Source organism: Acidovorax sp. FJL06 (assembly GCF_003852545.1).
Classification (GTDB): Bacteria; Pseudomonadota; Gammaproteobacteria; order Burkholderiales; family Burkholderiaceae_C; genus Acidovorax.
This window is the reverse complement of record NZ_QAJR01000007.1, coordinates 45,561-66,862: the sequence shown is the minus strand read 5'-3', so window position 1 is coordinate 66,862 and position 21,302 is coordinate 45,561. Positions and strand designations below refer to the sequence as shown.

Here is a 21,302-nt window from a genome sequence, read left to right as displayed (position 1 = left end):
GCCGGCTCGCGCCAATCAGTCGCGCAGCAGGTCGTTGATGCTGGTCTTGGAGCGCGTTTGCGCATCGACCTGCTTGACGATGATGGCCGCATACATGCTGTAGGGCGCGCCGTTGGCCGCCGTCTTGGGCAGGTTGCCGCTGACCACGACCGAGCCCGAGGGCACGCGGCCGTAGCTGATCTCGCCGGTGGCGCGGTTGAAGATGGGGGTGCTCTGGCCCAGGTACACGCCCATGCCCAGCACGGAGTTCTCTTCGACCACCACGCCTTCAACCACTTCGGAGCGGGCGCCGATGAAGCAGTTGTCTTCAATGATGGTGGGGCCGGCCTGCAGCGGCTCCAGCACGCCGCCGATGCCCACGCCGCCCGAGAGGTGCACGTTGGCGCCGATCTGCGCGCACGAACCCACGGTGGCCCAGGTATCGACCATGGTTCCTTCGCCCACATAGGCGCCGATGTTCACGTAGGAGGGCATGAGGATCGCGCCCTTGGCGATGAAGCTGCCACGGCGGGCCACGGCTGGTGGCACCACGCGCACGCCGGTGGCCTTCATTTCTTCTTCGGACAGGTGGGCGAACTTGGTCTGCACCTTGTCATAGAAGCCCAGGTCGCCGGCCTTCACGACTTCGTTGTCCTTCAGGCGGAAGGACAGCAGCACGGCCTTCTTGATCCACTGGTGCACGGTCCATTGGCCCACGCCTTCGCGGGTGGCCACGCGCAGCGTGCCGTTGTTCAGCTCGGCGATCACGTGCTCGACGGCGTCCTGGATCTCCTTGGGGGCGGCTGCGGGCGAGAGGCTGGTGCGGTTGTCCCAGGCGTTGTCGATGATGGTTTGCAGTTGTTGGGTCATGTTGTTGTCAGTCAGTGTGTCTGTCTGTTGGTCGGTCTATGTCGATCTGCCCGTCAGGCAGTACGGGATTGGATGAATTGCACGATGCGCAGCGCGGCTTCCACGCATTCGTCGGTTTCGGCCACCAGGGCCATGCGCACGCGCTGGGCGCCGGGGTTGCTGCCCTGGGCCTCGCGGGCCAGGTAGCTGCCGGGGAGCACCGTGACATTGTATTGAGCCAGGAGGGCCCGCGCGAACTCGGCGTCGGTCATGCCCAGGGCATCGGGCACCTTGGCCCAGAGGTAGAAACCGGCGTCGGGCAACGCCACCTCCATCACGCCCGCCAGCAGCGGGGTGACCTGGGCGAACTTCTTGCGGTAGCGCGTGCGGTTTTCCACCACATGCTGTTCGTCGTCCCAGGCCGCAATACTGGCGGCCTGCACAATGGGGCTCATGGCGCTGCCGTGGTAGGTGCGGTAGAGCAAAAAGGACTTGATCAGCGCTGCATCGCCCGCCACAAAACCGCTGCGCATGCCGGGCACATTGCTGCGCTTGGACAGGCTGGTGAAGGAGATCAGGTTCTTGAAATCGCGCCGGCCCAGCTGCTCTGCGGCCTGCAGGCCCCCGAGAGGGGGTTCGTCACGGAAGTAAATCTCGCTGTAGCACTCGTCCGAGGCGATCACGAAGCCATAACGGTCGCTCAGCTCGAAGAGTTTTTTCCATTCGCCCAGGGGCATCACGGCGCCCGTGGGGTTGCCGGGCGAGCACACAAACAGCAGCTGCGTGCGCTGCCACACCGACTCGGGCACCGTGTCCCAGTTCACCGCAAAGTTGCGTGCCGGATCGCTGGGCGCGTAGTAGGGCTGGGCGCCGGCCAGCAGCGCCGCACCTTCGTAGATTTGGTAGAACGGGTTGGGGCAGACCACCAGGGCCTGGCCCCCAGAGGGGTCGATGACCGTCTGGGCAAAGGCAAACAGCGCCTCGCGCGAACCGTTCACGGGCAGGACCTGGGTGCCGGGGTCCAGTGTCAATGCGTAGCGCCGGTTCAGCCAGCGCGTGAAGGCCTCACGCAGCCGGGGCTCGCCGGCCGTGGCGGGATAGCTGGCCAGCCCGCCCAGGTTGTTGCTGAGTGCATCCTTGATGAACTGCGGAGTAGGATGGCGCGGCTCACCCATGCCCAGGCTGATGGGGCCGTAGGCCGCTGGGGGCGTCACCCCCGCAAAGAGTTGTCGCAACCGCTCAAACGGGTAGGGCTGGAGGTGGGAAAGCAGGGGGTTCATGGAGCGACATTATGGGCGAAGGGCATGGCCGCAAGGGCTCTGCGCCAGGCACCGCGCGCTCGGGCCGCCGTGTCAATCCGACGTAAGAGCGGAGGCCTAGCATCCGCCACTGGAAAAAACGATAACAGGAGACAAGATGTCTGGATTCCTACCACTGCGCCCCGGACTCTGGTGGATGCGCAGATGGCACCTGCCCGGCAAGCTGGCGACGCTGGGTGTTTTGATCGCTGTGGTGTTGGCTGCCACCGCCGCCGCGCCGGGATGGGGCGGGGTTGTGGGGGCTGCGGCGCTGCTGTATGTGCTGCTGGCGCTGTATTTGAGCCTGTCGTCCGATCTGGCGGGCCTGTCGCGCGCCATGGAGCAGACCACCAAGGGCGACCTGAGCACGCGCGCGGGCGTTTATGGGCAGGACGAAGTGGGCGCGATGGCTCAGTCGCTTGATCAGATGGTGCTGACCCTGTCGTCCATGGTGGCCGACATCCGCAGCAGTGCGGCATTGGTGGCCCATGCGGGCCAGAGCCTGGCGCAAGGCAACCGGTCGCTCGCGGACCGCACCGAGCAGCAGGCCGCCAACCTGGAGCAGACCGCTGCCAGCGTGGAGCAGCTGTCGTCGGCCGTGCAGAACAACGCCCACACCGCCCAGGGGGCCGACGCGCGCGCCGCCGAGGTGCGCAAGGCGGCAGATGCTGGCGCCGAGGCCATGGCCCGTGCCGTGCAGTCGGTCGAGGCCATCCAGCAGGGCGCGCGCCGCATGACCGAGATCATTGGTGTCATCGACAGCATTGCGTTCCAGACCAACATCCTGGCGCTGAACGCGGCCGTGGAGGCCGCCCGTGCGGGCGAGCAGGGCCGGGGTTTTGCGGTGGTGGCGGGCGAAGTGCGCACCCTGGCCAAGCGCTCGGGCGACGCGGCGCGCGAGATCCGCGAGCTGATCGGTGCCTCGGTGAGCCAGGTCGAGGCCAGCGCCGGGCTGATCCGGTCGGCCGGCGACGGGATTGCCAGCATGGCGGGCGGCATCCGCAGCGTGGCGGCCAGCATGACCGAGATCTCGGGCTCCAGTGCCGAACAGAGCACGGGCCTGAACGAGGTGAGCGCAGCCGTGCAACAGCTGGACCAGATCACCCAGCACAACGCACAAATGGTGGGCCACGCGGTTGCGCAGGCCGAGGCGCTGGAGCAGCGCGCATCCACCCTGTCGCGGGCGGTGGCGACCTTCCGGTTGCAGCAGGGCACGGCCGATGAAGCCGTGGCGCTGGTCCAGAAGGCGGTGGCCCTGCACAAGGCCATGCCGCAGGACCCGTTCCTGCGCAGCGTGACGGACAAGAACCAGCCCTATTACGACCGGGACATGTATGTGTTCGTGCTGGACGCCGTGGGCACCTACCGGGCGTTCGGCGGCAACCCTGCCAAGGTGGGCACCCGGGTGCAGGACATTCCGGGCATTGCCGGCGACCGGCTGGTAAGCGACATCGTCGCCCAGGGCGACCGGGCCCCGGGCTGGGTGGAGTACGACATCAACAACCCGGCCACGGGCGCGGTGCAGACCAAGATGTCCTATGTGTCCCGCGTGGGGGACTTGTATGTGGGCTGCGGGGTCTACAAGTCCCTGGCGGCACGTTGATGGGGTGATTTTTCCCCGGTTCCGTGGCCGGGACTGGCGGTGGCGGGTAGCGCGAGAGCGGCGTGGCCCCTGGCCCCGCGCCAGGGTTCGTTCACTCTTGGCCTGGGCGGCTCTTCAGCGTGGGTTGTGTTCCCTGCGCTGTCGTGCGCGCTCCATGGCGGCCGCGATGGCGGCCTTGCGCGCGTCAGCGGCATCGGTGGTGGCTGCGGCCGCTGTGTTGCTGGAGCCCGAGGCCGGCTCACCCACTGTCTCGGCTGGCTCTGGTTCCTCCTGCGCATCTTCCAGCGGCACGCGCTGGCGATGCTGCTGGTAACGCTGGCGCGCCTGCTGGGCCAGCGGCGCGGACCATGCGGACCAGCCGGTGGCCGTGCCGCTGACGTTGTCGAGCTGGATGCAGTCCACCGGGCAGACGGGGATGCACAGTTCGCACCCTGTGCAATAGGGTTCGATCACGGTGTGCATCCGCTTGTTGGCACCCACGATGGCGTCTGTGGGGCAGGCCTTGATGCACAGCGTGCACCCAATGCACCAGGCTTCGTCGATGAAGGCCACGGTGCGTGGGCCTTCCACGCCATGGTCGGCGCTCAGTGGCAGCGCGGCCAGGCCCGTGATGGCCGCCAGGCGGGCGACACCTTCGGCGCCGCCGGGCGGGCACTGGTTGATGGCGGCCTCGCCGCTGGCAATGGCCTGCGCATAGGTGGCGCAGTCGGGGTAGCCGCAGCGCGTGCACTGCGTCTGGGGCAGCGCGGCGTCAATCCGCGCTGCGAGGTCCGTCGGGGCAGCGTGTGGTGTGCGGGCTTCTGCGGGGCGGATCAAGCCTTGCGCGCCTTGCTGCTGCGGCTGGCGCTGCGGGCAGGGGCCGCCGTGACCGTCGTCGTGGCCTTGGCTGCTGCACCGAGCTCGGCGTGCGCCGGCTCTGCCGCACCGGTCGGCTGCGCAGCAGCTTCCGCCTTGACCCAGCGCGTGGCCACTGTTGCAGCGGACGTGGCGGGTTTGGCGGCGGCGGCGCGTGCGCGGGCGGTGGTGGCCGGGGCGGCCTTCACCACCGGCTTGGGCTGGGGGTTGGCCTTGGGCTTGGCGGGTGCCGCCACTACCGCCACCTCCACTGCAGGCACAGTGGCCTTGGCTACGGGCGCAGCGGCCGGCTGGGCTGAGCTCTCACGGGGCAGTTCGTGCTCCAGAATGAACTCCCGCACCTTGGGGTACACCAGATCGCGCCAGCGGCGGCCGCTGAAGATGCCGTAGTGCCCGGCCCCCTTGGCTTCCATGTGGCGCTGTTCCTTGCGCACGATGCCGCTGCACAGGTCGTGGGCAGCTTCGGTCTGGCCCGAGCCGGAGATATCGTCCAGCTCGCCCTCTACTGTGAACAGGGCGGTGGTGGTGATGTCCTGTGGGCGCACGCGCTCGATCTTGCCGGCCGGCGAGCGCACATCCCAGGTGCCGTTGACCAGCTTGTAGTCCTGGAACACGGTCTGGATGGTTTCCAGGTAGTAGTCCGCGTCCATGTCCAGCACGGCGTTGTACTCGTCGTAGAACTTGCGGTGGGCTTCGGCGCTGGCGTCGTCGCCCTTGATCAGGTCCTTGAAGTAGTCGTAGTGGCTGGAGGCATGGCGGTCAGGGTTCATCGCCACAAAGCCGGTGTACTGCAGGAAGCCCGGATACACGCGGCGGCCGGCACCGGGGAACTTGTCGGGCACGCGGTAGATGACGTTGTTCTCGAACCATTCGTAGCTACGGTTCGTAGCGAGGTTGTTCACGGCGGTGGGCGACTTGCGGGCGTCGATGGGGCCGCCCATCATGGTCATGGTCAGCGGCGTCTTTTCGCCCCGGCTGGCCATCAGCGAGACGGCGGCCAGCACCGGCACGGTGGGCTGGCACACGCTGATCACATGGCAGTTGCCATACTCGGTCTGCAGGTGGCGGATGAACTCCTGCACGTAGTTCACGTAGTCATCCAGGTGGAACTCCCCCTCGGACAGCGGCACCAGGCGGGCATTTTTCCAGTCGGTGATGTAGACCTTGTGGTCCTTGAGCATGGTGCGCACAGTGTCGCGCAGCAAGGTGGCATAGTGGCCCGACAGGGGCGCCACGACGAGCACCACGGGTTGGCCCTTGAGCTTGGTCAGCGTGGCAGGGTCGTCGGAAAAGCGCTTGAAGCGGCGCAGCTCGCAGAAGGGTTTGTCGACCTCGATGCGCTCATGGATCGCGACACCGATGCCGTCCACATCCACCGTGTGGATGTCAAAGGCGGGCTTTTCGTAGTCTTTGCCCAGGCGGTAGAGCAGGTCGTAGCCAGCGGCCATGCGCTGGGCCGCCGAGGTCTGGCTCAGGGGCGACACGGGGTTGCTGAACAACTTGGACGCCGCCTGCGCAAAGTCTGTAAAGGGCTCCATCAGGGAGCGCTGGGTTTCGTAGATGTGGTAGAGCATGGGGCGAAACTCCGATTTGTTGCAGTGCAATATAGCAGCACTTGGTAACCAGCGCATGGAGTAAAACCACCAATGTCCAGTCACCTATGCGACATGCTGGGCCGCCGGGCCACGCGCCGTCTTGCCCCGTCCCCATCTGCGCCCGGTCAATGCGGCCGGGGCTCGGCGTTGTCGAGCAGCCAGGCTTCGAACGATTCGCGTGCCGAATTGCGCAGCGCCGGGCGGAACGCGGTCTTGTTGCTCAGGTACAGGCAGTGCCGCATCACGGTGTAGGGGTTGAAGCTGCCCTGGGGGTTCTGCTCCTCCAGGTGCAGCTTGTAGCGCTTGACCACGCCGATGGTCTCGCGCATCAGGGTGTTGAAGCGCGCGCGTGTCATGCGCGGCGACCAGGCCTGGATGTCGTCCACGAAGCCATCGACCTTGGAGGGGTCGAACTCGAAGTCCTTGAAGAAATGCGTGGCGATCTTGAGGAAGGTGAAGGCGTTCAGTTCGCTGCTGCCGCCTGCCGCCTTGCTGGCGGCCTGTGCGTCGGCGGCGGCATCGGGGAGAGGGTCGGCGGTTTCGTCGGGGGCCTGCAGCAGCTCGGCCGCCGTGGCGTCGCGGATCTGGCGAAACTCCCGGTCGGCCAGCTCGAACAGGGCGGACAGCACATTGATACGCCGCTTGAGCTGCTGCGGAATCGATTTCTTGTACTTGATCTTGTGGTCCAGCACGCTCCAGGAGTCCTGGATGATGGTGCGCACCTGCAGCTCGAACGCCCAGTGGGCATAGGCCGCGTGCTCCGGCAGGTTGCGCTCGGCGGCGCCCAGCCGCAGGTCCAGGTGCAGACCCTTGTAGCCAAACGACGCCTCGGTGCTCTCCACCGCGGTCACCTTGTCGGTGACTTCGATCACCGCAAAGCGGGTGCGCATGGTCTGGGCGACCTTCTCCAGTTCGTCCTCGTACAGGCACACCACCCGCACGCCGATAAGGTCGGTGATGTAGCTCTGGATGTCGTAGGGCGTGTTGCTTTCTTCCAGCGCCGGGCGGTACTTGCGCACGAACTTGCGGATGCATTCATCGGCATCCTTCACGCGGCCTTCCACCTTGGCGATGTCGATGCCCCCGGCCTGCGTCACCGCAGCCGCCACCAGGCCGGCGATGGCCGTGCAGGCGGCCTCCAGCGCCGTGGCCTGCTGCGCATAGACGGCGCGGAAGTGGGCGGCCTCCAGGTCGAAATCAAGCGATGGCATGCGGGAGTCTTTGTTTGGAGGCTGAGGTGGGGGGGATGGTGTGCCGGTGGCCCGAGCATATCCGGCAACACCCCGCTGCGGGCGAGGGGGGCGAACGCAGCGAATGGGGGTTCTCCACCCCCTTGCAGCAGGGTGCAGATGCCCATAATGGTGCAGGCGAGCCCGCCGCCCTGGGGACCCGCCCTTTTCCCTTTTGACTGACCGTCCGCCGAACCGCAATGACACCACACTCTCATGAAGGCAACGGGCCATCGGCTGGCCCTGCGCCATCGGCGCCGCGCGTGGCGTCGCAGACAGGGGCAGCCAGCCACCGCTGGCTGCCGGTGGTGCTGCCGCCGTTGATTGCCCTGGTCACGCTGGGGCTCACGTTTCTGTACTGGCAGGGGGAAGAGCGGGGCATGCGCGCCAAGCGCGCACAGAACTTCCAGGTGGCGGCCGGCCAGATTGCGTCCAACCTCAAGGACCGGATGACCACCTACGAGGTGGTACTGCGCGGGGTGAAGGGCTACTTCGAAGGCTCCGAACGCATTGACCGCAGCGAGTTCCAGGCCTACATCAGCGCCTTGCAGCTGGAAGCCACCCGCCCCGGGCTGCAGGGGGTGTCGCTGATCCTGCAGTTTCCCGGGGCGGCGCTGGCCAGCCATGTGCAGGACATGCGCCGACGCGGTTTTGAGCAGTACGCCGTGCGGCCCGAAGGCGAGCGCGCCGTGCTGGCCCCGATCACCCACATCGAACCCCTGTCGGGCGACAACCTCAAGGCCCTGGGGTTTGACGTTCTGACCCTGCCTGCTGCCAAAGAGGCGTTGGACCGGGCCCGCGACACCGGGGCGCTTGCGCTGTCCGGGCAACTGACGCTGATGCAGGACCGTGGCCCGGGGCTGGTGATGTACCTGCCCCTGTACCGCCCTGGCTCCAGCACCACCACCATCGAAGGGCGCCGTGCGGGGCTGGCGGGCTGGGTGTCGGCACCGTTTCGCATGGCCGATGTGGTGCAGGGCATGTCGGGCGAATTCGACGCGGACATTGGCCTGCAGATCTCCGACACCACCGAACCCGACGCCGCCGCGACGCGCCTGTTCAGCAATGTGGGCACCGAGCCAGGCCTGCAGGGGCTGCAGGCCCAGCGTGAGCTGGACCTGGGTGGGCGCCGCTGGGCGCTGCACTTCTCGCCCCAGGCGGCGTTTGGGCAGCGCTTCCAGGACCAGGGGCACCACGCCGTCGCCCTGATGGGGGCTGTGCTCAGCCTGCTGCTGGCCTGGTTCACCTGGTTCCTGGCCACGGGCCGCGAGCGGGCCGTGGCGCTGGCGCATGGCATGACGGCCGAGTTGCGCGCTACGCGCGACGACCTGGAGAGCACGCTCAACGCCATTCCCGACCTGCTGTTCGAGCTGGGGCTGGATGGGCGCATCCACCACTACCGGTCGGCACGCTCGCAAGCGTTGGCCGTGCCCCCCGAGATGTTCCTGGGGCGGCTGCTGTCCGAGGTGGTGCCCCCCGACGCAGCGGCAGGCTGCCATGCGGCGCTGCAGGCGGCCCGGCACCTGGGGTTTTCGTCCGGCCAGCAGTTCCGCCTGGAGCTGGGCGGTGCCACCCATTGGTTTGAGCTGTCCATCGCCCGCAAGGAGAGCGCCGCGCCAGGCGCCGAAGCCCGATTCATTGCGCTGTCGCGCGACATCACCGAGCGCAAGCAGGCCGAGGCGCGCTCGCACCAGCTGGCGTATTTTGACGGCCTGACCGGTCTGCCCAACCGGCGCATGCTGCTCGACCGTATGGAGCACGCCTTGCATAGCGCCCTCAAGGCCGCCCAGGTAGGGGCGGTGCTCTACATCGATCTCGACAACTTCAAGCAGATCAACGACGCACGCGGCCACACCATTGGCGATGCACTGCTGATGCAGGTGGCGCAGCGCCTCACGCACCATCTGCGCCCGGGCGACACCGTGGCCCGGCTGGGCGGCGACGAATTTGTGGTGCTGGTGCACAACGTAGCAGCCGACATGGAATCTGCCGGGCGCGCGGCCCTGTTGGTGGCCGAGGAGATCCGCGCGGTGCTGGAGGCGCCCTATACCATCGCCACCCACCTCTACAGCACCACGGGCAGCATCGGCATCACGCTGTTTCCCAAGCGTGGTGAGGGCGTGGAAGACCTGCTGCGCGAGGCCGACACCGCCATGTACCGCGCCAAGGACCTGGGCCGCAACCGCATCCGCTTTTACGAAGCCGCCATGCAGGCCGACGTGCAGGAGCGCCTGGCGCTGGAGCAGGACCTGAAAAAGGCCCAGGCCGAGGGGCAGCTGGCCGCGTTTGTGCAGAGCCAGGTGGACGCCACGGGCGCCGTGGTGGGCGGCGAGCTGCTGATGCGCTGGACCCACCCGGTGCGCGGCAACGTGCCGCCCAGCCGCTTCATTCCCATTGCCGAGGCCTCGGGCCTGATCCTGCGCATGGGCGACTGGATGATCCAGCAGGCCTGCGAAACCCTGGCGCGCCTGCAGGCGGCGGGGCAGGCGTTATCGCTGTCGGTCAACGTGAGCCAGCGGCAGTTCCGCCAGGACGATTTTGTCGAGCGCGTGCGCCATGTGCTGGCCCACACCGGAGCGCACCCCGCCAATCTGATCCTGGAGGTAACGGAAAGCCTGCTCATCGAAGACCTGGACGACACCATCGCGCGCATGACCGAAATCGTGGGCCTGGGCGTGCGCTTTTCCATTGACGACTTTGGCACCGGGTATTCCAGCCTGGCCTACCTCAAGCGCCTGCCGCTGTTCGAGCTCAAGATCGACAAGAGCTTTGTGCAGGACACGCCGGACGACCCGAGCGACACCGCCATCGTGCAGTCCATTCTCTCGGTGGCGCGCCACTTGAACCTGCGCGTGGTCGCCGAGGGCGTGGAGACCCGTGCCCAGGCCGATTTTCTGGTGCAGAACCAGTGCGAATGCCTGCAGGGCTACCTGTTCGGCCGGCCCGAGCCGCTGGCAGCGTGGCTGGCGCGGCAGGTGTAGCGCCGCAGGCTGCGCCCGCCTTTATCCAGCGTCGGCGCCTGCCTCTGCCGGGTGCCCATAGGCAAAGGTGCCATAGGTCTCCATTGCCAACGCATGCACCTCACGTGCGGGCCGGTCCTTGAGCAAATGGTTGCTCCACACCTGGCGCCAGATGCGGGCGCCCGGCAGGCTGTGGCGCAGGCCCAGCATGTGGCGGGCGATGTGGGGCCAGGGCGTGCCGTGCTGCGCGGCCTCCCGTTCCATGTACTCAACCATGGCCAGCTCCACCTCTTCGCGGGTCAGGGGGCAGGCGGCGCCGCCGTAGTAGAGCTGGTCCCAGCGGGCCAGCCACCAGGGGTTGTGATACGCCTCGCGGCCGATCATCACGCCGTCCAGGTGGTCGAGCTGCTGCAGCACCACGTCATCGGTCTGGATGCCGCCATTGATGGCAATGGTGAACTGCGGAAACTCGGCCTTGAGGCGGTGCACCACCTCGTAGCGCAGGGGCGGGATGTCACGGTTTTCCTTGGGGGAGAGGCCCTGCAGCCAGGCGTTGCGCGCGTGCACGATGAACACGGTGCAGCCGGCCTCGGCCACGGTGCCGACGAAGTCGCGCACAAAGCCGTAGTCCTCCACTTTGTCGATGCCGATGCGGTGTTTGACGGTCACGGGCACGCTGACCACATCTTTCATGGCCTTGACGCAGTCGGCCACCAGCTGGGGCGCTTTCATGAGGCTTGCGCCAAAGGCGCCGCGCTGCACGCGGTCGCTGGGGCAGCCGCAGTTGAGGTTGATCTCGTCGTAGCCCCATTGCTCACCCAGTCGCGCGGCCTGGGCCAGCTTGTCGGGTTCGTTGCCGCCCAGTTGCAGGGCCACAGGATGTTCTTCGGCGTTGAAGCGCAGGTGCCGCTCGGTGCCGCCATACAGGATGCCGCCCGCGTTCACCATCTCGGTGTACAGCAGGGTCTGGCGGGTCAGCAGCCGGTGAAAGTAACGGCAGTGGCGGTCGGTCCAGTCCATCATGGGGGCGATGGACATGCGCCAGGGGCTCAGGGTGGGTTCCACGGGGCAAAAACGGAGGGCGGGGAGGGGTGAGGTCTGCAGCGGGGTGCCCGCTCGGTGCGCGAGGCGGCCGCAGGCTGCAGTCGTAAAGCCGCAATTATCCCATTGCGCTCCCGTCCGGCGCCAGCGTGTGGCCTTGCTCAAAATCGGGCTCTACCGTAAATCTGCTGTGTCCAAGGTGCTATCAAATTGAGAGTTCATGTTTGCCTGCGTAGCTGCAGCCCCGGTGGTGCATTGCCTTGTATCAAGGTGGGGCATCGGTGCCATCGGCGACAATTGCGGCGCTTTTTATGCCTGCGCGGCGCCCGGCGCAGCGCCTGGGTCCCGCCTGCGGGCCCTGTTTCGTCACCCGCCCTCCCATGCACCACACCATTTTTGACACGCCGGTTGTCAACACGCTCCTGCGCGCTTTCTCCCGCTTCACCCTGCGCATCACCGGCTGGAAGGTCGAAGGCGCCTTGCCCCCCCATGCCACCAAAAGCGTGCTGATCGCCGCGCCGCACACCAGCAACTGGGATTTGCCATACACGCTGATGCTCGCGTTTTCGCTGCGCCTGCGGGTGTACTGGATGGGCAAGCACAGCCTGTTCAAGGCGCCTTTTGGTGGGGTGATGCGCTGGCTGGGCGGCATTCCGGTGGACCGAAGCCAGGCCAACAACTTGGTGGCCAGTTCGGCCCAGGCCATGCGGCAGGCCGAAGGCCCCATGCAGCTCATCGTGCCGCCCGAGGGCACGCGCGGCAAGACGCGGCACTGGAAAACGGGCTTTTACTACATTGCCCAGCAGGCAGGCGTGCCCATCGTGCTGGCGTTTGTGGACTACGGCCGCAAGGTCGGCGGCCTGGGCCCGGTGTTCGAGCCCACGGGCGATGTGGAGCGCGACATGGCGGCCATCAAGGCGTTTTATGCGCCCATCCGGGGTAAAAATCCGACACAGTTCGAGGCCTGAGCCGGAAATATCTATTAAAAAACGGCCTTTCCGCGCGTGTGGTATGTGTTTTAAGCTATCAAAATAGTAGTCAAGCACCCACGCTGCGCCGATCGATTTTTCGGCTGAGCACGATGCTGGTCTGCGTCTGGTGCACCCCGTCGAGCTGGCCCACGCGGTCGAGCAGGGTGTCGAGCTGCTCGTGGCTGGTGCAGCGCAAGAACACCAGATAGTCAAACGGGCCGCTCACGGCCGACACCTCTTCGACCTCGGGCATGGCCTGTAGCGCGCGCAGCACGGCGGGCGCGGCCTTGGGCAGCACGCTGATGCTGCACCAGGCCCGCACCGTAGTGGCATCGAGCCGCGCGCCCAGCCGCACACCGTAACCCGCCACCACGCCCGAGCGCTCCAACCGCGCAATGCGCGCCACCACGGTGGTGCGCGCCAGCCCCAGCTTGCGGGCCAATTGGGCCGTGCCTTCGCGGGCGTTGGCCTGCAGCAGGCTCAGCAACTGGCGGTCAGTGGCGTCCAGTGCGGGCGGGGCGGTGGGGGTTGTAGGCTCAAAAGTCATAGCGGCCATGATATTCGCCGTTATGACGTCATAGGAGCGATTTTTCGACGCTCTGGTGGCTACACATTGACAGTGCCCTTTCCTAGCATCAAGGCATCTTTCACCACCGCTGCGGCCCGGCCGCCAGCACACACCAGGAGCACTGCCATGACCGCCACTTCCGCCCGCCACGCCGTCACCATCCTGGGTGCGGGCCACATTGGCTTTGCCATGGCGCTCTTGTTGCAGCAGGCCGGTGGCTACGACGTCCTGGTGGCCGACCGCGACCCGGCCCGCCTGGCCGAGGTGGCTGCTTTGGGCGTGGCCACCCGCCTGGCCACCGACGACGCGAGCCTGCAGGCCGTTATCGACGGCCGGTTTGCCGTGCTCAACGCACTGCCGTTCCACCGTGCCGTGCCTGTGGCCACCTTGTGTGCTGCGGGAGGTGTGCACTACTTTGACCTGACCGAGGACGTGGCCAGCACCCAGGCCATTCGCGCCCTGGCTGCCAACGCCCGCAGTGTGCTCATGCCCCAGTGTGGCCTGGCGCCGGGGTTCATCGGCATCGTGGGCAACGATTTGGCTCGCCGTTTTGACATCCTGCACACCCTGCGCATGCGCGTGGGGGCGCTGCCCCGCTACCCCCAGGGTGCCCTGCGCTACAACCTGACCTGGAGCACCGAGGGCCTTATCAACGAATACTGCAACCCCTGCGAGGCGATTATGGACGGCGCACGCACCACGGTGCCCGCGCTGGAGGGGCTGGAAACCTTTGCGCTGGATGGCGTGGAGTACGAGGCGTTCAACACCTCGGGCGGCCTGGGCACGCTCACCGAGACGTTGGCAGGCAAGGCGCGGCAGGTGGACTACCAGTCCATCCGCTACCCGGGCCACAACGCCATCCTGAAGCTGCTGCTGAATGACCTGCGCCTGCGTGATCGGCGCGATCTGCTCAAGGACATCCTGGAAAGCGCGATCCCCACCACCGATCAGGACGTGATCGTGATCTTTGCCACCGCAGCGGGCCAACGCGGCGGGCGGCTGGTGCAGGAGTCGTACTCGGCCCGCATTGTGGGCACCGCGCTGGCGGGGCACCGGCTGAGCGCCATCCAGCTCACCACGGCCGCAGGCATCTGCACGGTGCTGGACCTGGTGGCCCAGGGGCAATTGCCACAGCAGGGCTTTGTGGGGCAGGAGGCGGTGCGGCTGGCGGATTTTCTGGCGAACCGGTTTGGGGTGGCGTATGCGGGGGAGGGGGGAGTTGCTCTTGCATGCAACTCTCTGAATAAAAAACCTACTACAACTTATTGATTTAATTGTAATTTCGGTATATTTTTAGTTTTTTGACTTTTATACCGAATGCGCGAAATACGCCCTAACCTTGCCCGTCAATACATTGATGCTGTCTCGGTGTTCGAGGCCTGCGAGGACGCGGAGCGCGAAGCATTGCTGGTGCGTGGCGGTATGTACTGGCACAAGGGGCCTGCCTCGGCGCCCGAGGCTGTTTACCTGGTACGCACCAGCCCCAAGGGGGCCGAAAAAAGCCTGGGGCCTAGAACTCCGGAAACCGAGCGAACCTATGCACGTTTTCTGGAGCGCAAGCAGCTTGCACAAGACCGCTTGGCGGCCCTGACGGAAAAGCGCAAGGAGCACGAGCGCATGAACCGTGCGCTGCGGGTAGGGCGGGTGGACCCCATGGTGGTCAAAGTGCTGGATCGCATGGCCTCGTCAGGTCTGACGGAGTTTTTTCGGGTGGTTGGCACCCATGCGCTCTATGCCTACGAGGCTGCTGCAGGCGTTGTTGTGGATGACGACGCGGTGGCGACGCGCGACATTGACCTGCTGTGGGACGTGCGCAAGCGGCTCCACTTTGCAACCGCGCTGGCCCGCGTGGACAGCTCCATGCTGGGGGTGCTCAAGAAGGTGGACAAGACCTTCCGGCTCAAGGACCTGGACAAGTACACGGCCGTCAACCAGGATGGCTTTGAGGTGGACATCCTGCGGCGTGAACAGCAGGGGGAAGATCCTCATCCCATCCGCATGAGTGACGATGAGGATGACTTCTGGGTCACGCAGGCCCGTCAGGCCCATGTGCTGATGGACGCACCACCGTTCAGTGCGGTGATCGTGGCCTCCAATGGCACCATGGCGCGCATGAACACCCTGCATCCCCTGGCCTTTGCGCGCTTCAAGCGGTGGATGAGTGCCCAGCAGGACCGCGACCCCCTCAAGCGTCGCCGGGATGCGCTTCAGGCAGAGGTGGTGGAGGCCATGGTCAACGAGTACCTGCCGCAGTGGCAGGTGCCAGCTTCCACTTAGCGCCCACCCGGCTTCTGGTACATCCCCTCAATCGCCTCTGCAAAGTGCGCCATCAGGTTGTTGCGCTTGAGCTTGAGCGTGGGCGTCATGAAGGTGTTCTCGATCGTCCAGGGCGTGAGCGTGCAGTGCACGGCGCGGGGCACGGCGTAGCGGGCGAAGCTGGCGGTGTTCTTCTCGATGCGCGCCAGCACTGCGCGGTGCACGCTGGGGTGGTTGAGGCTCGCGGCGTCCTGCGCAGACAGGCCCAGGTCGGCCGCCAGGCGCTGCCACTCGTCGGCCTTGAGCACGGCCACGCAGGCGATGAAGGGGCGGTTCTCGCCCACCACAAAAGTCTGCTCCAGCAGCGGGTCGGCCAGCAGGGCCAGCTCCAGGTCGCCCGGGGGGATCTTTTCGCCGGTGGAGGTGACGATGATCTCCTTGATGCGGCCCTTGATGTAGATGCGGCCGTTCACGATCTCGGCCTGGTCGCCCGTGCCCAGCCAGCCATCCGGGCCCAGGATCTTGGCCGTGTCTTCCGGGCGCTTCCAGTAGCCCTTCATCACGATGGGGCCGCGCACCTGCAGCTCGCGGTTCTCGCCGATGCGCACTTCCACGCCGGGCAGGGCCTTGCCCACACAGGCCGGGTCGTTGTCATGCAGCGAATTCACCGATACCACGGGCGCGGTTTCGGTCATGCCGTAGCCCTGCACCAGCGGCAGGCCCAGGCCCAAGAAGCACTTGGCAATGGTGGGCGACAGCGGCGCGCCGCCGCTCACGGCCACCCGCACGCGGCCGCCAAACTGCGCCAGCAGCGGTTGGGCCACCAGGGCCTGCAGCAGAGGCCAGGGCAGGGCGGCCATCCAGCCGGCGGCGCTGCTTTCGTTTGCCGATGGCGCGGGCAGGCCCTGTGCGGCACAAAAGCGCGCCCAGCCCTTGTGCTGTGCGGCTTCATACAGCTGCATCTTCCAGGGCGTGGGCGAGAGCTTTTCGAGCAGCTTGGCGTGGATGCGTTCGTAAATGCGCGGCACCGACACCAGCACGGTGGGCCGCACGGTTTTCAGGTCGTCGGCCAGCAGCGCCACCGAGCGCGCATAGGCCACGCAGCTCCCCGCCGCAATCGGCAGGTAATAGCCGCCCGTGCGCTCGAAGGTGTGCGACAGCGGCAGGAAGGACAAGAACACGTCGTCCACGGTGGGCGCGATGCGGTCGAGCACGGCTTTCACGTCGCTGACCACGTTGCGGTGCGTCAGCATCACCCCCTTGGGTTTGCCCGTGGTGCCGGAGGTGTAGACGATGGCCGCCAGGTCGTCCGCGCCGGGCGGTGTGATGACGGGGGCCGGGGCTGCGCTGGCGCCCGCCAGCCACTGCACCAGCGAGCCCACCGCCGGGCTTTCGCCAGAGCCTGCGGTGGGCGTGAACGTCGAGGTGTCGTCGTCGGTGATCACCACGGCGCGCAGGGCCGGGAACGGCGTGCCCACGGCCCGGATCTTCTCCCATTGCTCGGCCTGGCCCACGATGAGCAGGGAGGCCTCGCAGTCCGCAAGGATGTAGGCGATGCTGCCCGGGTTGTCGATGGCGTGCAGTGGCACAGGCACGCAGCCCGTGGCCAGCGTGGACTGGTCGGCGCACATGGCGTGCAGGCCATTGGGCAGCAGGATGGCCACGCGGGCTGCCACGGGGAGCTGCATGGCCGCCAGGGCCTGCGCCCAGGTGCCGACGCGCTCGGCGGCCTGCGCCCAGGTCAGGCTCGTCCAGGCCTGGGTGCCGGGGTCAAACGCCCGGAAGGCCTCGGCGTCGGGGGTGCTGGCAGCGCGGTAGGCAAGCAGCTGGGGCAGCGTCTGGACGCTGGCGATATCGGGAGGGGAGGAAGTCATCAAACTCGGCGGTAGAGGCCGTGATGGCTGCCTGCGCCATGGCCTCGGTGGAAACCCGGGCGATCATAACGATCGAACCCGGGCCCAGGCCGGATGGGATAACCCCTTGTGTTGCAAATGGTGCGTTCCTGTTTGCGGAATGGTGGCGTTGCCGCGCATCTGCCAGGCTGGCCCGGGCCGCACGCGTTGCCCCAGAAAACCGCACTGAGCCGCGCTGGTGGCGGGGCGGCGTTCGTTGGTGGAGGGCTGGGGCACCGGCTCTCAGGTTGCCGCTTCCAGCCCCTGCGCAAAGTGCGCCTGCATGGCCTGCACCGTGGCCTGGCCGTCGCGCGCCACCATGGCCGCCAGGATGGCGCGGTGTTCGCCCAGCGAATCCTCGATGCGCCCTTGCTTGAACAGCGAGTTGTGGCGGTTGAGCTTCATCACCTTGCGCAGGTCGGCCACCATCTGGCTGCGCCAGCGGTTGTCGGCCATCTCTAGCAGGTTCATGTGAAAACGCTCGTTGATGGCGAAGAACTTCTCGCGGTCGGCCACGGCCGTTTCCAGCTCGGCGTGCAGATCCTGCAAGGTTTTCAGCTGCTCATCGGTGGCGCGTTCGGCCACCACGCCTGCGGCGTCGCTCTCCAGCAGGCTGAGCAGGTGGTACACGTCACGCAGGTCTTTTTCGCTCATTTCGGTCACATAGGCGCCACGGCGCACCTTCATCGTGACCAGGCCTTCGGCGGCCAGCACCTTCAGCGCCTCGCGCAGCGGGGTGCGGCTGATGCCGAATTCTTCGGCAATCTTGAGTTCGTCAATCCAGCTGCCGGGCTCCAGCTCGCGGCGGAAGATGCGCTGGCGCAGTTGCTCGGCGACTTCTTCATACAGGGCGCGGGGCGTGAGGGTGAGGGCAGACATGGGCGGATTGTAAGCTGCGAGGAATATTTTGAATCAATAATTATGAATGATGTAAACTCGGCGCCACATCGGGATCTACCCGCGCGCCCTTAACGCACCCACACGCCATCTTCGGAGAAGCCTTCGCCATGAGTGACAACGCCCCCCAAACCGCCCCCGAATTCGCTGCTTCTTCATTGGAAGCCTGGGCCAAGGCTGCTGCCAAGTCCGCGCCGGGTGGCGATGTGAATGCGCTGAACTGGGTCACACCCGATGGCATCACTGTCAAGCCGCTGTACACCGCCGAAGACACGGCCAGCCTGCCGTACGCCAACACCTTGCCCGGTTTTGAGCCCTACCTGCGTGGCCCCCAGGCCACCATGTATGCGGTGCGCCCCTGGACGATTCGCCAATACGCTGGTTTTTCGACGGCCGAAGAGTCCAACGCGTTCTACCGCAAGGCCTTGGCAGCAGGCGGGCAGGGCGTGAGCGTGGCGTTCGACCTGGCCACGCACCGGGGCTACGACAGCGACCACCCGCGCGTGACGGGCGATGTGGGCAAGGCCGGGGTGGCGATTGATTCGGTCGAGGACATGAAGATCCTGTTCGACCAGATCCCGCTCGACAAGGTCAGCGTATCGATGACCATGAACGGCGCCGTGCTGCCCGTGCTGGCGGGCTACGTGGTGGCGGCGGAAGAGCAGGGCGTCTCGCAAGACAAGCTCAGCGGAACGATTCAGAACGACATTCTGAAAGAGTTCATGGTGCGCAACACCTACATCTACCCGCCCAAGCCCTCGATGCGCATCATTGGCGACATCATTGGCTACACGGCCAAGAACATGCCCAAGTTCAACTCGATCTCGATCTCGGGTTACCACATGCAGGAGGCTGGGGCCAACCAGGCGCTGGAATTGGCCTTCACGCTGGCGGACGGCAAGGAATACGTGAAGACGGCCATCGCCTCGGGCCTGGACGTGGACGAATTCGCTGGCCGCCTGAGCTTCTTCTGGGCCATCGGCATGAACTTCTACCTCGAAGTGGCCAAGATGCGCGCTGCCCGCCTGCTGTGGTGCCGCATCATGAAGGAGACCGGCGCCAAGAACCCCAAGAGCCTGATGCTGCGCACCCACTGCCAAACCTCGGGCTGGTCGCTGACCGAGCAGGACCCCTACAACAACATCGTGCGCACCACCATCGAGGCCATGGCGGCCGTGTTTGGCGGCACGCAGAGCCTGCACACCAATGCGCTCGACGAAGCCATCGCGCTGCCCACCGAGTTCAGCTCGCGCATTGCGCGCAACACGCAACTCATCATCCAGGAAGAGACGCACATCACCAACGTGGTCGACCCTTGGGCCGGCAGCTACATGATGGAGAAGCTCACCCAGGACATGATGGATGCCGCCTGGAAGATCATCGAAGAGGTCGAGGCCATGGGCGGCATGACCCAGGCCGTGGACAGCGGCTGGGCCAAGCTCAAGATCGAGGCTGCTGCGGCAGAGAAGCAGGCACGCATTGACAGCGGCAAGGACGTGATCGTCGGCGTCAACAAATACAAGCTGGCCAAAGAAGACCCGGTCGACATCCTGCAGATCGACAACATGAAGGTGCGCGACGGCCAGATTGAGCGCCTGAAAAATATCCGGGCAAAACGTGACGCAGCGCTTGTCCAGCAAGCGCTGGATGCTCTCACTTCTGCAGCAGAAGATGGCAGCGGCAACCTGCTGGACCTAGCCATCAAGGCGGTGCGCCTGCGTGCTACCGTGGGCGAAGTGTCGGACGCGCTCGAAAAGGTGTTTGGGCGCCACCGCGCTGATACGCAAAAGGTGACCGGTGTGTACGCAGCCGCTTATGACTCGGCCGAAGGCTGGGACAAACTCAAGACTGAAATCAACGAATTTGCAGAAACCGAGGGCCGCCGCCCCCGCGTGATGATCGCCAAGCTGGGCCAGGACGGCCACGACCGGGGCGCCAAGGTGGTGGCCACCGCGTTTGCCGACCTGGGCTTTGACGTGGACATGGGCCCGCTGTTCCAGACGCCCGAGGAATGCGCGCGCCAGGCCATTGAAAACGACGTGCACGCCGTGGGTGTGAGCACGCTGGCTGCGGGCCACAAAACGCTGGTGCCCGCCATCATCCAGTCGCTCAAGGACCAGGGCGCGGACGACATCATCGTGTTTGTGGGGGGCGTGATTCCGGCGCAGGACTATGAGCACCTGTACGAAGCGGGTGTGAAGGGCATCTACGGCCCTGGAACACCGATTCCGGCCAGCGCCAAGGATGTGCTGGAGCAGATTCGCAAGGCGGTGGCGTGACACCTGCGGCGCTTCTCGATGGGGTGGTGCAGGGCGCGGCAGCTGTGCAGCGCCGCGCCATGTCCAAGGCCATCACCCTGCTCGAATCGACGCGGGTGGACCACCGCGCCCAGGCCGACGAGCTGCTGACCCAGTTGCTGCCTCACACCGGCCAGGCCTTCCGCCTAGGGATCAGCGGCGTCCCCGGCGTAGGCAAGTCCACCTTCATCGAAGCGCTGGGCCTGTACCTGATCGCCCAGGGCCACCGCGTGGCCGTGCTCACCATCGACCCGTCCAGCACCGTCTCGGGCGGCTCCATCCTGGGCGACAAGACGCGCATGGAGCACCTATCGGTGCACGAAAAGGCCTACATCCGACCCAGCCCATCCAGTGGCACCCTGGGCGGAGTCGCAGAGAAGACGCGCGAAGCCATGCTGGTCTGCGAAGCCGCAGGCTATGACGTGGTCATCGTCGAAACCGTGGGCGTGGGCCAGAGCGAGATTGCGGTGGCGGGCATGACGGACATGTTTGTGCTCATGCAGTTGCCCAACGCGGGCGACGACCTGCAGGCCATCAAGAAGGGCGTGATGGAGATTGCCGACCTGGTGGTCATCAACAAGGCTGACATCGACAAGAACGCCGCCACGCGCGCCGAGGCGCAGATCACATCGAGCCTGCGCCTCTTGAGCCAGCACGGCAACCCCGAGAACGCGCACCACAATGACACCCTGTGGCACCCCAAGGTCGTGCAAATGAGCGCGTTGCTGGGCCAGGGCGTGGACAATTTCTGGGCGGCGGTCACGCACTTCCGTCAACTGCAAACCGCCAACGGCCGCCTGGCCACGCGGCGCGAAAAACAGGCGCTGGCCTGGATGTGGGAGCGCATCGACGCGGGCCTCAAGCTCGCGTTTCGCCAGCACCCACAGGTGCGCGAGCTGTTACCCCAATTGCAGGCCGATGTGGCCGCAGGACGCATTGCGGCATCGACTGCAGCACGAAATCTGCTGCTAGCGCAATCCAATCATGCGCTGGCAGCTATCAAATAAATAGT

At 66.1% G+C, this 21,302-nt stretch carries 16 protein-coding genes; 7 read left to right on the top strand and 9 right to left on the bottom strand.

Annotated features, from left to right (window positions below):
* Positions 1-15: 15 nt before the first annotated feature.
* Entirely contained in the window at positions 16-849 is an 834-nt protein-coding gene (gene dapD, locus DBV10_RS04815; protein ID WP_124511170.1) for a 2,3,4,5-tetrahydropyridine-2,6-dicarboxylate N-succinyltransferase, read from the bottom strand.
* Between the two features lie 53 nt (positions 850-902).
* The gene (gene dapC / locus DBV10_RS04810) at positions 903-2,108 is read right to left on the bottom strand and encodes a succinyldiaminopimelate transaminase (RefSeq protein ID WP_124511168.1); all 1,206 of its coding nucleotides are present in this window, start codon (positions 2,106-2,108) and stop codon (positions 903-905) included.
* A gap of 136 nt (positions 2,109-2,244) precedes the next feature.
* Here dapC and DBV10_RS04805 point away from each other — a divergent pair, with 136 nt between their 5' ends.
* Positions 2,245-3,729, top strand: a complete 1,485-nt coding sequence (locus tag DBV10_RS04805; RefSeq protein ID WP_124511166.1) for a methyl-accepting chemotaxis protein — start codon at positions 2,245-2,247, stop codon at positions 3,727-3,729.
* Positions 3,730-3,843: 114 nt separating this feature from the next.
* On the opposite strand, the gene rsxB is transcribed toward DBV10_RS04805, so the two are convergent.
* From rsxB to DBV10_RS04790, 3 genes are all read right to left on the bottom strand, one after another.
* The gene (rsxB, locus tag DBV10_RS04800) at positions 3,844-4,545 is read right to left on the bottom strand and encodes an electron transport complex subunit RsxB (RefSeq protein WP_370451098.1); all 702 of its coding nucleotides are present in this window, start codon (positions 4,543-4,545) and stop codon (positions 3,844-3,846) included.
* The gene (locus DBV10_RS04795) at positions 4,542-6,158 is read right to left on the bottom strand and encodes a polyhydroxyalkanoate depolymerase (protein ID WP_124511164.1); all 1,617 of its coding nucleotides are present in this window, start codon (positions 6,156-6,158) and stop codon (positions 4,542-4,544) included. The genes rsxB and DBV10_RS04795 overlap by 4 nt, the downstream gene beginning before the upstream one ends.
* Before the next feature lie 146 nt (positions 6,159-6,304).
* Positions 6,305-7,390 carry a GTP pyrophosphokinase family protein gene (locus DBV10_RS04790; RefSeq protein ID WP_124511162.1) on the bottom strand — a complete coding sequence of 362 codons (1,086 nt, stop codon included), beginning with the start codon at positions 7,388-7,390 and terminating at the stop codon, positions 6,305-6,307.
* 218 nt (positions 7,391-7,608) lie between these two features.
* Between DBV10_RS04790 and DBV10_RS23320 the strand changes: the two genes are divergently transcribed.
* Positions 7,609-10,389 carry an EAL domain-containing protein gene (locus tag DBV10_RS23320; RefSeq protein ID WP_124511160.1) on the top strand — a complete coding sequence of 927 codons (2,781 nt, stop codon included), beginning with the start codon at positions 7,609-7,611 and terminating at the stop codon, positions 10,387-10,389.
* A 21-nt stretch (positions 10,390-10,410) separates the two neighbouring features.
* Here the strand turns inward: DBV10_RS23320 and dusA are convergent, their stop codons facing one another.
* On the bottom strand, positions 10,411-11,433 hold the full coding sequence (gene dusA, locus DBV10_RS04780) for a tRNA dihydrouridine(20/20a) synthase DusA (protein ID WP_255424812.1): 1,023 nt from the start codon (positions 11,431-11,433) through the stop codon (positions 10,411-10,413).
* A 356-nt stretch (positions 11,434-11,789) separates the two neighbouring features.
* On the opposite strand from dusA, the gene DBV10_RS04775 reads away from it, so the two are divergent.
* Positions 11,790-12,377 carry a lysophospholipid acyltransferase family protein gene (locus DBV10_RS04775; RefSeq protein ID WP_124511158.1) on the top strand — a complete coding sequence of 196 codons (588 nt, stop codon included), beginning with the start codon at positions 11,790-11,792 and terminating at the stop codon, positions 12,375-12,377.
* A 70-nt stretch (positions 12,378-12,447) separates the two neighbouring features.
* Here the strand turns inward: DBV10_RS04775 and DBV10_RS04770 are convergent, their stop codons facing one another.
* Positions 12,448-12,936 (bottom strand): Lrp/AsnC family transcriptional regulator, encoded by a 489-nt coding sequence (locus tag DBV10_RS04770; protein WP_233589803.1) that lies wholly within the window; start codon positions 12,934-12,936, stop codon positions 12,448-12,450.
* Positions 12,937-13,074: 138 nt separating this feature from the next.
* Here DBV10_RS04770 and DBV10_RS04765 point away from each other — a divergent pair, with 138 nt between their 5' ends.
* Positions 13,075-14,217, top strand: coding sequence for a saccharopine dehydrogenase family protein (locus tag DBV10_RS04765; RefSeq protein WP_124511154.1), 1,143 nt, complete (start codon positions 13,075-13,077; stop codon positions 14,215-14,217).
* A gap of 48 nt (positions 14,218-14,265) precedes the next feature.
* The gene (locus DBV10_RS04760; RefSeq protein ID WP_124511152.1) at positions 14,266-15,225 is read left to right on the top strand and encodes a GSU2403 family nucleotidyltransferase fold protein; all 960 of its coding nucleotides are present in this window, start codon (positions 14,266-14,268) and stop codon (positions 15,223-15,225) included.
* Here DBV10_RS04760 and DBV10_RS04755 read toward each other — a convergent pair.
* Positions 15,222-17,078, bottom strand: coding sequence for a long-chain fatty acid--CoA ligase (locus DBV10_RS04755; RefSeq protein WP_124511150.1), 1,857 nt, complete (start codon positions 17,076-17,078; stop codon positions 15,222-15,224). The two genes, DBV10_RS04760 and DBV10_RS04755, sit on opposite strands and share 4 nt — an antisense overlap.
* Before the next feature lie 261 nt (positions 17,079-17,339).
* On the bottom strand, positions 17,340-17,975 hold the full coding sequence (locus DBV10_RS04750; protein ID WP_124511148.1) for a GntR family transcriptional regulator: 636 nt from the start codon (positions 17,973-17,975) through the stop codon (positions 17,340-17,342).
* A 128-nt stretch (positions 17,976-18,103) separates the two neighbouring features.
* Between DBV10_RS04750 and scpA the strand changes: the two genes are divergently transcribed.
* Complete coding sequence (scpA, locus tag DBV10_RS04745; protein WP_124511146.1) at positions 18,104-20,272, top strand: methylmalonyl-CoA mutase; 2,169 nt, start codon at positions 18,104-18,106, stop codon at positions 20,270-20,272.
* On the top strand, positions 20,269-21,297 hold the full coding sequence (gene meaB, locus DBV10_RS04740) for a methylmalonyl Co-A mutase-associated GTPase MeaB (protein WP_124511144.1): 1,029 nt from the start codon (positions 20,269-20,271) through the stop codon (positions 21,295-21,297). Before scpA ends, meaB begins: the two co-directional genes overlap by 4 nt.
* The last annotated feature ends 5 nt before the right edge of the window (positions 21,298-21,302 follow it).